Raw genomic sequence first — 15,004 nt, 5'->3', positions numbered from 1 at the left:
ATGGCGGCCTGCCCGAAAACATCCCTGAAAGGACCTCTCATGAAGAAAATGACAGCAACCGGCGCCCTTGCTGCGGCCGCCGCAGCAGTCCTCGCCCTCTCCGCCTGCGGCAGCGGCGGCGGTTCGGCCGAAGCCGGAAAGGGCGAAATCAGCTACTGGCTCTGGGATGCCAACCAGCTCCCCGCCTACCAGCAGTGCGCCGACGACTTCACCAAGGCCAACCCGGACATCACCATCAAGATCACCCAGCGCGGCTGGGACGACTACTGGAGCACCCTCACCAACGGCTTCGTGGGCGGCACCGCACCGGATGTCTTCACGAACCACCTGGGCCGTTACGGCGAGCTCGCCGAGAACAAGCAGCTGCTGGCCATCGATGACGCAGTGGCCAAGGACAAGGTGGACCTGTCCGCCTACAACGAAGGCCTCGCGGACCTCTGGGTTGGCCAGGACGGCAAGCGGTACGGCCTGCCCAAGGACTGGGACACCATCGGCCTGTTCTACAACAAGGACATGCTCTCTTCCGCCGGCATTTCCGAGGACCAGATGAAGGACCTCACCTGGAACCCCGAGGACGGCGGCACCTACGAGAAGGTCATCGCCCACCTGACCGTGGACAAGAGCGGCAAGCGCGGCGACGAACCCGGGTTCGACAAGAACAACGTCCAGGTCTACGGCCTGGGCCTGAACGGCGGCGGCGACTCCTCCGGCCAGACCGAGTGGAGCTACCTCACCAACACCACCGGCTGGTCCCACACGGACAAAAACCCGTGGGGCACCCACTACAACTATGACGACCCGAAGTTCCAGGACAGCATGCAGTGGTTCGCGGGCCTGGCGGACAAGGGCTACATGCCCAAGCTCGAAACCACCGTCGGCGCCAGCATGGCCGACACCTTCGCCGCCGGCAAGTCCGCCATCAACGCCCACGGTTCGTGGATGATCGGCCAGTACACCGGATACAAGGGCATCCAGGTGGGCATCGCTCCCACCCCGGTGGGCCCCGAAGACAAGCGCGCTTCCATGTTCAACGGCCTGGCCGACTCCATCTGGGCCGGCACCAAGAAGAAGGACGCCTCCATCAAGTGGGTTGAATACCTGGCTTCCTCCTCCTGCCAGGACGTCGTTGCGTCCAAGGCCGTGGTCTTCCCCGCACTGAAGGCATCCTCGGACAAGGCCGCCGCAGCGTTCCAGGCCAAGGGCGTGGACGTCACCGCCTTCACCGAGCACGTGAAGAACAAGACCACGTTCCTGTACCCGATCACGGACAACACCGCCAAGGTCAAGGGCATCATGGAACCGGCCATGGACGCCGTAGTGTCCGGTAAGGCGCCGGTCAGCTCGCTGACGGCCGCCAACGAACAGGTCAACGCGCTGTTCAAGTAACCCCCACAGTCGTGGCTGCGTTTGTGGTCGCAGCCACCCGGCCGGGTCCCGCCGTCCTCCTCCTCGCGGCGGCGGCACCCGGCCACCCCTTTCCCTGGCATTCCCGTTATGCGTAACTTAAGACGCACCCCTGAACACCGAAAGAGACCACCATGGATCCCCTGCACCTCCGTTCCGCCGGCACCAGCCTGCTGATCAGCTTCGACAGCGGGGAGGCCGAGGTCATCCACTGGGGCGCGGACCTGGGTGCAGCGCTTCCAGACCTCGCCGTCCTCACCACGCCCGTGGGAAATTCCTCCGTGGACGCCCGCGTCCCGGCCGCGCTCCTCCCCCAGGCTTCCTCGTCCTGGCGGGGCCGCCCTGCCCTCCGCGGCAACCGGATCACCGACGGCGCCCCGGGCCTGGATTTCTCCTCCCGCCTCCGCGTCACGTCGGTGGACACCGCAGGCGCCGGGCGGGCCACGATCGTCCAGGCCGACGCGGACACCGGCATCAGCGTGGCCACCTCCCTCACGCTGCACCCCGGCGGCCTGCTGGAACTGCGGCACGCCCTCACCAACAACGGCACCACCGCCTTCCAGGTGGACGAACTGGCCACCGTCCTCCCGGTGGCGCCGGACGCCGTCGAACTCCTCGACCTCACAGGACGCTGGTGCCGCGAACGACACCCGCAGCGGCGGCCCATCCAGCAGGGCACGTGGGTCCGCTCCGGACGGCACGGCCGCACCGGGCACGACTCTTCCCTCCTGTTCGCCGCCGGCACCCAGAGTTTCGGTAACCGGCACGGCAAGGTCTGGGCCACCCACCTGGCATGGAGCGGCAACCACGAGCAGTTCGCAGACACCATCGGCGATGGACGGACCATGATTGGCGGTTCGGAACTGCTGGGCTCCGCGGAAGTCGTCCTCGCGCCGGGCGGCAGCTACAGCACGCCCGCCCTCTTCGCTGCCTATTCGGACCGCGGCCTGGACGGCATCACCGAGGCCTTCTACAGCTGGTTCCGGTCCCGCCCCCACCACATCCTTCCTGCCGACACAGCCGCCGCAGCCGGCGCTCCCGCCGCGAAGCCGCGCCCGGTGGTGCTGAACACCTGGGAGGCCGTGTACTTCAACCACGACCTCGACACCCTGATCGAACTTGCCGATTCCGCCGCGGACCTCGGCGTGGAGCGCTTCGTGCTCGACGACGGCTGGTTCCGGGGCCGACGTGACGACCACGCGGGCCTGGGCGACTGGTACGTGGACGAAACCCTCTGGCCGGACGGGCTGACGCCGCTGATCGATGCCGTCACCTCGCGGGGAATGGAGTTCGGGCTGTGGGTGGAACCGGAGATGGTCAACCTGGACTCGGATGTTGCCCGGGCACACCCGGACTGGATTTCGGGCCCGTCGGCGGTAGCCCACAAGGACGGCGGCCGGCTGCCCCTTGAATGGCGCAACCAGCACGTCATCGACCTCGTCAACCCGGAAGCCTGGCAGTACGTCTTCGACCGGATCTCGGCACTCCTGGGTGAGAACAACATCAGCTACCTCAAGTGGGACCAGAACCGGGACATCGTTGAACAGGGCCACGCCGGCCGCGCGTCCGTCCACGAACAGACCCTCGCTGCGTACCGTCTGTTCGACGGGCTCCGCAAGGCCCATCCCGGCGTCGAAATTGAAAGCTGCTCCTCCGGCGGGGGACGCGTTGACCTGGGAATCCTGGAGCGGACCGGGCGTGTCTGGGCGTCGGACTGCAACGACGCCCTGGAACGGCAGACCATCCAGCGATGGACCGGCGCCGTGGTTCCGCCGGAGCTCGTGGGCAGCCACATCGGCCCCACCACTTCGCACACCACCGCACGCACGCATGACCTTTCCTTCCGTGCCATCACGGCCTTCTTCGGCCACTTCGGCATGGAATGGGACGTCCGCGGCGTCCAGGGGGCCGAACGGGAGGAGTTGCGGCGCGTCGTCGGGCTCTACAAGGAGCACCGGGGCCTGATCCACAGCGGCCGCCCGGTCCACGCGGACATCACGGATGAGGCATACCAGCTGCACGGCGTCACAGCGGCGGAACCCGCTGCGGAAGGTACGACGGCGGCGCTGTTCGCCTTCGTCTGTGCCCGCACCTCGGGTGCCGAGCAGCCGGGAAGGATGGGCCTGCCCGGCCTCGACCCGGACCGGACCTACCGGGTGGACCCCATCTTCCCGGCCCCGGGCGACAGCGACTATGGGCACACCTTCACCCAGGTGCAGCCGCCGGCCTGGCTCACGGACGGCGCAACAGCCAGCGGCCAGTTCCTCGGCGAGGTGGGCCTGCCCATGCCGATGCTCAACCCCGAACACGCCCTGCTCATCAAGGTCACTGCCCTCTAGGCACCCAGAACCCACTACACGTATGGCCCGGCGGATCTTCCGCCGGGCCATCCGTGTGTGGCACGAAAACGTTGGCCGGAGCGACCGCCCCGGAAGCCCCGGTTCCCAGGGTTGCATGCGCTGGCATGGCGTTGCCGCCCATCCGGTCCTCCGTCAGGTCCGAATGCCCTTATGACACCTGAACGAGTGTGGAATCTGTTTTATACCTGACTGGAGATGATCGTGAACCAGAGTGCCAAGACCATTACCCGGACCGCCGCCGCTTCCCTGCTGGCCCTGACCGGTTTCGCCGCAACCGCCCTCCCCGCGCAGGCCGCCACGGCGTCCGGCCCCGTCACTGAAGTGACCCAGCAGTCCAGCGGCTCACCGCTCCTGGGCAACATCCTCGCCGGGGGAATCCTGAACGGCGGCGTCATCAACGGTCCCGTGGTGGACGGCCCACTGGTAGACCTGGGCGACACAGGCCCCTTCCAGTTCGGCCAGTTCCAGTAACCTTCCCCGCCTGACCAACCGCTGCCCCCGGCTTCCACGCCGGGCAGCGGTGCTTCGCCATGCCCCCGCTGTGCCAGCCGGCCCCGAGATCCTGAGAAGGAACATGTCCCACGACGCACTGAACTCCCCTGCCCGCACCGCTTCTCCGCGGCTGGACCTGACCCAGGCCCAGCGCGGCATCTGGTATGCCCAGAAGCTGGCACCGGAGAATCCGATGTTCCAGATCGGTCAGTTCGTTGAGATCACCGGGCCCTTGGACCACGATGTCCTGGCGGCCGCCCTGAAGCAGGGCGTTGCAGGCACCGAGGCCCTCACCATGGCTTTCAGCGAGGACAAAGACGGGCCGTTCCAGTACCCGCGCCCGCGGCCGGCCATCCTGGACGTCACAGACCTGGCCGGCGCTGCAGACCCGGAAGCACAGGCCCGCGCCCTCATGGACGCAGATTTGGCGCTGCCCCGGGATCCGTCGTCGGACAACCTGCTCCACACGGAGCTCATCCGCCTCGCCCCCGAACGGCACTTCTTCTACCAGCGCGTGCACCACCTCCTGTTGGACGGCTATTCCGCGGTCCTGGTCCTGCGCCGGGTGGCTGAGCTCTACAACACCCTTCTGGCGGACGACGGCGGCGGGCTGGCCACCGGGGAAGGTCCGGGTATTGCACGGTTCAAGGACCTCCTGGCGGCTGAGGCAGGTTATGCCGGGTCCGGGGGCGCGGCCGCAGACCGTGCCTTCTGGGATGCCGAGCTTTCCGAGGCGCCTCCTGCCATTGGCCTGGCCGGGCGGCCCAACGGTGCCGCGGGATCGCTGATCCGGGCTTCCGTGGCCCTCCCGCCCGCCGCCGCCATGGCCCTCGAGGGCGCGCCCGCGAGCGCGCCGGCGCTGGTCCTGACGGCTGCCTCACTGTACCTGCACCGGATCACCGGTGAGCGCACCGTCTCGGTGGCACTGCCCGTCACGGCCCGGCGTGGGCATTTGGCCAAATCAACGCCGTCAATGCTGTCGAACATCGTTCCCGTGAAGCTTGCCGTCGATCCCGGCGAAACCGTCGCCGCCACCGCCGCTGCCGTGGGACGCAGCCTCCGCGGCGCCCTGGTCCATCAGCGCTTCCGCTATGAGGACCTGGACACCGGCGGCGGTTACCTGGGCCCATCGGTAAATATCCTGCCCGTCCTGGACGCGATCGCCTTCGGCAAGGCCCGGGGTGCGATGAACATCCTCTCTACCGGACCGATCGACGATCTCTCCGTCGTGGTCCACGGCCTCGGTGCCGGCGCCGGCGCCGCAGCACCGCAGCCCACAGTCCAGTTCGAGGCCAACGCGGCGATGTACACGCAGGACGTGCTCGCCGGCCACCTTGACCGCTTTGTTCGCCTGCTGGAGAATGTGGCCACCCGCCCCGACGCGCTGGTGGCTGACCTGGCGGTAACCACCCCGGCCGAGGAGCAACAACTTCTCGCCGCGGGCCAGGCGCACGGCCAGCACCTGCCGGGCCACACCATCGTGGAGGAATTCCAGCAGAATGCGGCGGCACAGCCTGCTCAGACGGCCGTCGTGGCCCCGGAGGGAACTCTCACGTTCGCTGAACTGGAGTCCCGTTCGAACCAACTGGCCCGGTTCCTGGCCGGGCACGGCGCAGGACCCGGCAGCACCGTGGCGGTGCGGCTGGACCGAGGCCTGTTGCTGCCGATAGCACTCTTGGCGATCCTCAAGTGCGGCGCCGCCTATCTTCCGCTGGATCCGGACTACCCGGCAGGCCGCGTGGAGGGAATGCTCCACGACGCCGCTCCCCTGAGGCTCCTCACCTCAGCAGCGTTTACGGCGGCAGAATCCGGGCCGGGGAACCCGCCGGCACCCGGACACGAGGAGTTGGCCACCGACGTCCCCGTCACGGTCCTGGACTCCGCCCTGATGGAGGCCTGCCTCGCCGGCAAGGACGGGTCGGCTCCCCCGCCCGTTGCCGCCCAGCAGGACCTCGCGTACATCATTTTCACCTCCGGCTCCACGGGCCGGCCCAAGGGCGTTGGCGTTGAACACCTGGCCCTGCTGAACCTTTACACCTCCCACCGGGACTCCATCTTCGCCCCGGCGGAGGAGCGGCTGGGCCGCAAGCTGAGGGTGGCGCACACCGCGGGGCTGTCCTTTGACGCCTCCTGGGACCCCATCCTGTGGCTGGTGGCCGGACATGAACTTCATCTCGTGGACAACAGCACCCGCCGGGATCCCGAGGCCCTCAGCGCCTATCTGGCCGAGGCCGGCATCGACTCCATCGAGACCACGCCCTCCTTCGCCAAGGTACTGGTGGCCGGTGGACTGTTCGACCAGGAACGGCATCCGTCCGTGGTGGCCCTGGGCGGCGAGGCAGTGGACACCCAGCTGTGGGAAGACCTGGCGGGGCGCAGCGGCGTTGTTGCCTACAACTTCTACGGACCCACTGAAACTACCGTGGACTCGCTCACCGCGGTCATGGAAGCTGGCACCGCACCCACCCTGGGAGGTTCGGTGGCAAACACCCGCCACTACATCCTGGACTCCGGCCTGAACCCGGTTCCGGACAATGCCGTGGGCGAGCTCTACGTTGCCGGCATCAACCTTGCCCGCGGTTACCTGGACCAGCCCGGGCTCAGCTCCGAACGCTTTGTGGCGGACCCTTTCGCACTGGACGGCTCGCGGATGTACCGCACCGGAGACATTGTGCGCCGCCAGGACGACGGCACCCTTGAATTCCGGGGGCGGCTTGATGCCCAGGTCAAGATCCGGGGATTCCGCATTGAACTCGCCGAGATCGAACAGGTGCTGCGCGCCCTGCCCGGCGTAGACCAGGCAGCCATCACCGTAGGCACCAACCGGGCCGGCTACGACCAGCTCCTGGCGTACGTCACCCCGGCACCCACGGCCGACGCCGGGCCGCAGCATCCGCTGGACACCGCCGACCTTCGGCGGCAGGCACGGCGCCACCTGCCCGACTACATGGTGCCCGCCGCCGTCACCAGCATCCCTGTCCTGCCCCTGACACCCAACGGAAAACTGGACGTCCAGGCGCTGCCCGTACCGGAACAGGACACCTCCGCCACTACCCCGCGCAACGAGCCCGAACAGATCGTGGCCGCTGCGTTCCGTGACGTTTTGGGCCTCGACTCGGTGGGGCTGGAGGACGACTTCTTCGACCTGGGCGGCCACTCACTGCTGGCCACCCGGCTGGTGGCCCTGCTGCGGGACCGCACCGGCACGGCTCCCGCGCTCCGCACCGTCTTCGAAAAGACCACCGTGGCGGCCCTTGCCGAAACCCTGGACCTGGGCACGGCTCCGGCCCGGCCGCTGACGGCCGTCACCCGGCCGGCAGTCCTGCCGCTGTCCTTCGCCCAGCGCCGGCTGTGGTTCCTGAACCGGCTGGATCCCGCGGCCGGGACCTACAACATCCCGGTGGTCCTGGACCTGCGCGGGCCCCTGGACGTCACAGCCCTGGCTGCGGCCCTCGGCGAAGTCACCGCCCGCCACGAGACACTCCGCACGGTGTTCCCCCTGGTTGACGGCGAACCCGCCCAGCACATCCTGCCACCGGAAGAGGGGCGGCCATCCTTGGTGGCCGTGGAATGCTCCACCGCCGGGCTGCCGGCCGCACTGGCCGCGGAGACGGGGCGCGGGTTCGACCTGGGCCGGGACCTGCCGTTGCGCGCGGTCCTGTTCCAGCTGGCACCGGACCATCACGTCCTTGCCGTCACCCTGCACCACATCGCTGCCGACGGCTGGTCCCTGGCACCCCTGGCCCGGGATTTATCGGCCGCGTACAACCACCTCGCCGCCGGCACAGACGTGGATCTGCCGCCGATGCCGGTGCAGTATGCCGATTACACGCTCTGGCAGCGTTCCGAACTGGGCAGCGAGTCTGATCCGGAGAGCCCCATCTCGCGGCAGCTGGAGTTCTGGGCACGCGAACTGCGCGGCGCCCCGGAGGAGCTGCTGCTGCCGTTTGACCGCGCTCGCGGCACCAGCGGTGACGCTGCGCACCCGGACGGCGGTCCGGCGTCGTCCGTTGCTTTGAACATTGGCCGCGAAACGGCGGAGCGGCTCAACGCCCTGGCCCGGGAGCACAACGCAAGCCTGTTCATGGTGCTGCAGGCTGCCTTCGCGGCACTGCTCACCAAGACCGGCGCCGGCGACGACATTCCGTTGGGCACTCCCGTGGCCGGGCGGACGGACACCCAGCTGGACAGCCTGGTGGGCTTCTTCGTCAACACGCTGGTCCTGCGCACGAACACCTCCGGCAACCCCACCGCCGGTGAACTCGTGGAGAGCGTCCGCTATACCAACCTGCATGCCTACGCCAACCAGGATGCACCCTTCGAGCGGGTGGTGGAGGAGCTCAACCCTTCCCGCTCGCAGCACCGGCACCCCCTGTTCCAGGTCATGCTGACCCTGCAGAACACCGCCACCACCGAACTGGCCATGGACGGCCTGGAAGCCACGGCGGACCAGGCCCGGGAGGCAGCCGGAGCCAAATTCGACCTGCTCCTGGACCTCGCCGAAAGGGCCGGCGGCCTCACCGGATCCCTCGCCTACGACCCCGCCCTCTTCAACGCGGACACCGCCCAACAGCTGGCCGACGGCTTCCTGGCCGTGGTGGACCAGTTCGCCGCTGACCCCACCGTCACTTTGGACAGGCTGCGGATCCAGTCGCCTGAACAGCAGGCCCTGGTGCTGGCGCACAGCACCAGAAACACCGCGTACAGCACCGGGGACGGGACTGGCCAAACGGTAGTGGATGCCTTCCTGGCCACCGCCGCCAGGACCCCATCTGCGTCCGCCGTGGTGGACGCAGATGGCCTGGCCGCAGGCCTCAATTTTGGCCGGCTGGGGCAGCGCGTGGAGTCTGTGGCCAGGGGCCTGGTGGCGCTGGGCATCCAGCCCGGCGACAGGGTGGCCGTGGCCCTTCCCCGCACGGCAGATGTGGCCACGGCCGCGCTCGCGGTCCTTGCTGCGGGAGCGGTGTACATTCCGGTAGACCTCACCTACCCGGCCGAACGGATCGCCATGATCCTCGACGACGGAGGCCCCGCCCTGGTGCTTACCCCACCCGGGGCCCCGGGTCAGGCGGGCCCCGTTCCGGCCGACCGGACAGTCACCCTGGAGATGCTGATCGCCGCCGGAACCAGCGTCACTGACACAGACCTGGCCGGGCGTCGGCCCGCTCCAGAAGACCTCGCTTACGTCCTTTTCACCTCGGGATCGACTGGCCGGCCGAAAGGCGTCGCCGTATCGCACGGTGCACTGGCAAATCTCTACTCGCACCATCTCCGGACGCTCTATACCCCGCGGTTCGAGGCAGCCCGGGGCACAACGGTTTCCGTGGCCCACATCGCAGGGCTCGGATTCGATGCAGCCTGGGACCCCATGCTGTGGCTGGTGGCCGGCGCCGAACTTCACATCGTGGCCGATGCCGTGCGCACAGACGCCCAGGCGCTGGCCTCCTACTGCCAGGACCACGCCATCGGAGTCCTGGAAACCACCCCCTCCTACGCGGGCCAGCTCCTGCAGTTCGGCCTCGGTGCGGAGCCGGCTTCCCAAACCGCAGGTACCGGGCAGGCACTGCCGCTGCTGTTGCTGCTGGGCGGCGAAGCTGTGCCTGCCGGGCTGTGGGCAACCCTGTCCGACATGCCCGGCGTGGACGCCTGGAACTTCTACGGGCCCACCGAATTCACCGTGGATTGCGCCACCGCGCGGATCCAGGGGACCCGGCCCACCATCGGCACGGGAATCGCCCACACCGCCACACTGGTCCTGGACCAGCACCTCGCCCTGGTACCCCTGGGGGTCCCGGGAGAGCTGTACCTGGCCGGAGCCGGAATGGCCCAGGGCTACCACCAGCGCTCCGGCGAAACAGCGGCCCGGTTCGTGGCCAACCCCTACGCCACCGACGGCAGCAGGATGTACCGCACCGGCGACCTGGTGCGGCGAACCGGCGACGGGACCCTCGAATTCGTTGCCCGCAACGACGAGCAGGTGAAGGTCCGCGGATTCCGGGTGGAACCGGGTGAAATTGAGGCTGCGCTTGGTGCCCACGCACTGGTGGACCGGGCCGTGGTTCTTCCCGACGGCGAACCGGCACACCGGCTGATCGCCTACTACACCGGAGCCGCTGCACCGGAGGACATCCGGGCCCACGCTGCGGAACGGTTGCCGGACTACATGGTTCCGGCCATCCTCATACCCATCCCGGACATACCGCTGACTCCGCACGGCAAGCTGGACCGCAAGGCCCTGCCCGCCCCCGCCGCATCAACAGCCGGGGTGGGGGCAGCACCGCAGACCACGGACGAGCACGCCATGGCGGCCGCTTTTGCCGCCGTCCTGGCCGTGGACAACGTCTCCATGGGCGACGACTTCTTCGCCCTGGGCGGGCATTCACTGCTGGCCATCGACCTGATGGGCAGGATCCGGACGGCCCTCGGCCGGGAACTTCCCCTGCGCACCCTGTTCGAGGCCCCCACCCCGGCCGGGCTGCTGGCCGCGCTGCGGCCCGGAACGGCAGACGCCGGGACGGACACCGTCGCGGCCGGAGACGCCGACGGGCCCGGCATGGCCGCGAACACTGGCACCGCCATCATGCCGCTCGGCGAATGGCTGGACACCGCCGGAGCCACCCGGCTGGAGCACCTGGAACTGTCCCACGCGCAGGCACGCATGTGGTTCCTCAACCAGCTTGATCCAGGCGCTGCCGACTACAACATCTCCCTGGCAGTGAGGCTGACCGGCACCCTCGACGAACGGGCCCTGGCCTCTGCCGTGAAGGCGCTGTTCCACCGGCATGAGGTCCTCCGGACGGTATACCCGGAGGCCGGCGGCGTCCCCGGCCAGCACATCCTCTCCACCGGCAGCGCCGGCCACGCGGCCTGGATGAACCTCGCCGTCAGCACCGCCACATCAGAGGACAACCTCCGCGACCAACTGCAGGCACAGGCAAGCCGCGGCTTCGATGTCCGCACCGAGGTGCCGCTGAGGGCCGGGCTCATCCGGATCCATGGCGAGGCCGGTGAAGCACCGCAGGAGACAGGACCGCAATGGGTACTGCACCTGGTGATCCACCACATCGCCGGCGACGGCGCTTCCCTGGCACCGCTGGCACGGGACCTTTCCGCGGCGTACTCAGCGGCGCTCGCGGCCGCGGACGGGGCGCCGGCTGCACAGGCCCTGGCTCCCCTGCCGCTGCAGTACGCCGACTTCAGCTCCTGGCAGCGGCAGCAACTGGCCGGGGCCGCCCTGGCTGAAAAGGTTGGCCACTGGCGGCACGCCCTCGCCGGGATCCCGCCCGAATTGATGCTGCCCGCTGACCACCAGCGGCCCCGCACCGCACGCCAACCGGGCAGCCAGGTGGGCTTCCGCCTGTCCCCTGACAGTGTCGCAGCGCTCTCAACCCTCGCGTCGTCGTCGAACGCCAGCCTGTTCATGGCCCTGCACGCCGGCCTTGCCGGCTACCTGCTCCGGACCGGCGCCGGTGAGGACCTGGTGATCGGCTCGCCCACCGCGGGCCGCGCCGATCCGCTGCTCGCCCCCATGGTGGGCTTCTTCGTGAACACCCTGCCGCTGCGCGTCAACGCCGCCAGCGACCCTGGCCTGCGCACCCTGCTGGACCGGTCCAGGGCCAGCATCCTGGACGCCTTCGACCATGACGATGTGCCCTTCGAACGGCTGGTGGAGGCCGCGGCCCCGGAACGCGAACTGGGCCGCCATCCCCTGTTCCAGACCATGCTCACGGTGGACAGCGACGTGCCGGCGGTCCCCCAGCTTCCCGGCGTCACGGTGGTTCCCGAGCCGGAGGCCGGAACAGGAGAGGCCAAGTTCGATCTGTCCTTCACGCTTCGGCCGGATGCCGAAGGGGGCCTGGCCGGAACGCTGGACTACAACTCCGCCATGTTCGAACCGGGCACCGCCCGGCGCCTCGCGGCAGGGTTCACTCGATTGCTGGACCTGGCCGCCTCGGCTCCGGACGTGCCGTTGTCGGAGCTGCCACTGCTGGAAGAACACGAGGCGCGTGCCCTGGTTGCGGCAACGGCGGGCTCCCTCGCCGGAACTTCCGCCGTCGGGGCCGGGCAGGCACCCGGACAAGCCCCAATGCATGCCGACCAGGACATCCCGGCGGCCTTCGCGGCGGCAGTCCGTGCCAGGCCGGACGCCGTGGCGCTTGTGTCCGACGCCGGTTCGCTCAGTTTCGCGGACCTGGCAGCGTCTGCCGAACGCGTCGCCGCCGGACTCACCGCAGCCGGCACGGGCGGCGGCCTGGTGTCCGTCATGGTACCCAGGTCCGCCGGCACGGTCGAGGCCCTCCTCGGGGTGTTGCTGGCGGGCAGCGCCTACAACCCCGTAGATACCGCTTATCCGGACGAGCGCGTGGCCGCCATCCTCGAAGATGCCGCGCCCGAGGTAGTGCTCACCAGCTCGGTCGTAGCTTCCAGGCTCTCCGGCATCCTGGCGGGGCTGGATGTTCAACCCCGCGTGCTCCTGATCGAAGACCTGGCCCGCACCACCGCGCAGCCGCCGGTGCCCCACCGGGTCAGGGACCCGCGTGAGCTTGCGTCGGTGATGTTCACCTCCGGCTCGACAGGCCGGCCCAAAGGCGTGGAGGTCAGCCACGGTGCCTTGGCCGCGCTGCTGGCCTCCCACCGGGAGACGCTGCTTGCCGGCATCAGCAGGCGGAAGGTGGCCCACACAACGGGCGTCGGCTTCGATGCATCGTGGGATCCCATCCTCTGGCTGGCTGCCGGACATGAACTGCACCTGCTCTCCGACGACCTCCGCCGGGACCCAACGGCCCTCGCCGGGTACTTTGTCCGCCAAGGCATCAGTGCGTGGGAGACAACTCCGGGTTACCTGCGCCAACTCCTGGCCGAACCGGAGTTTGCCGCCTACCTGGCCAACCACCCGGGCGGCCAGGAGGCCTTCAGCCTCGCGTTGGGCGGCGAAGCGTTCGACGCCGGCCTGTGGACGTCGGTGGCGGCGCTTCCCGGCGTCCGGGCCTGGAACCTCTACGGCCCCACCGAAGCCACCGTGGATACCGTCGTGGCAGCGGTGGCCGACAGTGATGCGCCCGTATTGGGCCGGCCCACGCCCCGTACCCGGCTCTACGTCCTGGATGACCGGCTGCAGCACGCCCTCCCGGGCGCAGCCGGCGAACTGTACATCGCCGGCGCGCAGTTGGCCCGGGGCTACCGCGGACGCCCGGACCTTACTGCTGAACGGTTCGTGCCGGACCCCTTCCATGGCGGCGGCGAACGGATGTACCGCACCGGTGACGTGGTCTACCGCCACCCGGACGGGCGGCTGGTCTTCGCCGGCCGCAACGACGGGCAGCTGAAGATCCGTGGTTTCCGGGTGGAACCCGGCGAAGTCGAGTCGGTCCTGAGGGCTGCCCCGGGCGTCCGGGCCGCAGTGGTCCGGGCAGTGGGTGAAGGCAGCGCAGCGCGGCTGGCGGGTTACGTGGTCCCGACCGGTGACGCCTCGGAAGACCTGCCCCACGCAGTGCGCCGCCACGCCCAGGCGGCACTGCCGGACTACATGGTGCCCTCAGTGGTCATGGTGATCCCGGAAGTGCCGCTGACGCCGCACGGCAAGGTGGATGCCAACGCGCTCCCCGATGCCGCCACCGCGGCACGCTCCGGAGGCCGTGCGCCGCGGTCCCCGCAGGAGAAGACAGTGGCCGGCATCTTCGCCGAGGTGCTGTCCCTTGACCGGGCGGGCGTTGACGAGTCGTTCTTCGAACTCGGGGGCCACTCCTTCCTGGCGCAGCCGCTGGTCGCAAAGGTCAACGCTGCCCTGGGCACGGACCTGCAGGTGCAGTCGCTGTTCCGGGCGCCCACCGTGGAAGGGCTGCTGCTCGAAGCGGCCAACGGCTCGCGTGCCAGCATCGCGGACAGCCTGCGGGAGGTGCTGCCCCTCCGGGCGGCCGGGTCCAAGGCACCGTTGTTTGCCGTGCACCCGGCGTCGGGCATCGGCTGGGGATTTGCGTCCATGCTGGGGCAGCTGGATCCCGAACGCCCACTGATCGGGCTGCAGATGCCAGGCATGGAACCAGGCCGGACCTCTCCGGTGGCTGCCGCAACCCTGACGGAACTGGCTGATGACTACGTTGCCCGGATCCGCAGCGTCCAGCCCGAGGGGCCGTACCACCTGCTGGGCTGGTCATTCGGCGGCTATCTGGCCCACCGGCTGGCCACCCGGCTGCAGGAACGTGGCCACGAGGTGGCGTTCCTGTCCATCCTCGACGCCTTCCCGGACAACCAGGAAAACAACACTGCGCCCGGCGAAGGCCAGGCGCTGTGGGCGAGCTACTTGGAAGCGCAGGGCTACGACCTCACCGGGGAAGACCTGACAGGCATGGATGTGCACCGCGCCCAGGAGATCCTGCGCGCCAACCACAACCCGGTAGGAACGGTCCCCACGGATTCGGTGGAGGCCATGGCCCGGAACTTCCCGGTGCTGGCACGCCTGATCCGGGACGAACGGCCCCAACTGTTCACCGGTGACCTGCTGTTCTTCCGCGCCACAGAGCAGGTCCCGCCGGGCACTCCCGGCAGCGATTCATGGTCGCCGTTCGTCACCGGGGCCATCACCGATGTTCCTGTCGGCGAGAAGCATTCCCAGCTCCTCAGTGACCGGGCTCTCAGGACAATCATGCCTTCCCTGGCCATCCACCTGAACGGCGGAACCGAATAACTGATGATGCTCCTGTGACGCCTGGGGCCCCCGCACACCACCAAGAATGCCAGGAAAGGTCATA

Annotated in this window: 4 protein-coding genes; all 4 read left to right on the top strand. The window is 69.0% G+C overall.

Features of this window, described 5'->3' with window-relative positions; translation table 11 throughout:
• Positions 1-39 precede the first annotated feature (39 nt).
• Positions 40-1,386, top strand: coding sequence for an ABC transporter substrate-binding protein (locus tag ACP3TD_RS09715; protein ID WP_426767068.1), 1,347 nt, complete (start codon positions 40-42; stop codon positions 1,384-1,386).
• Positions 1,387-1,538: 152 nt separating this feature from the next.
• Positions 1,539-3,743 (top strand): alpha-galactosidase, encoded by a 2,205-nt coding sequence (locus tag ACP3TD_RS09710; RefSeq protein ID WP_426767066.1) that lies wholly within the window; start codon positions 1,539-1,541, stop codon positions 3,741-3,743.
• Between the two features lie 222 nt (positions 3,744-3,965).
• A complete protein-coding gene (locus ACP3TD_RS09705; protein ID WP_426767064.1) occupies positions 3,966-4,235 on the top strand; it encodes a hypothetical protein in 270 nt (89 codons plus the stop codon).
• A gap of 103 nt (positions 4,236-4,338) precedes the next feature.
• Positions 4,339-14,940, top strand: a complete 10,602-nt coding sequence (locus tag ACP3TD_RS09700; protein WP_426767062.1) for an amino acid adenylation domain-containing protein — start codon at positions 4,339-4,341, stop codon at positions 14,938-14,940.
• Positions 14,941-15,004: the final 64 nt, after the last annotated feature.

This window comes from Pseudarthrobacter sp. 1G09, assembly GCF_050038305.1.
Classification (GTDB): Bacteria; Actinomycetota; Actinomycetes; order Actinomycetales; family Micrococcaceae; genus Arthrobacter; species Arthrobacter equi.
The sequence above is the reverse complement of the archived record's forward strand: the minus strand, read 5'-3'. Positions and strand labels throughout refer to the sequence as shown.

Excerpts from the sequence above, each read along its gene's own strand:
- ACP3TD_RS09715 (WP_426767068.1), top strand. The coding sequence starts at position 40 with ATGAAGAAAATGACAGCAACCGGCGCCCTTGCTGCGGCCGCCGCAGCA.
- ACP3TD_RS09710 (WP_426767066.1), top strand. The coding sequence starts at position 1,539 with ATGGATCCCCTGCACCTCCGTTCCGCCGGCACCAGCCTGCTGATCAGC.
- ACP3TD_RS09700 (WP_426767062.1), top strand. The coding sequence starts at position 4,339 with ATGTCCCACGACGCACTGAACTCCCCTGCCCGCACCGCTTCTCCGCGG.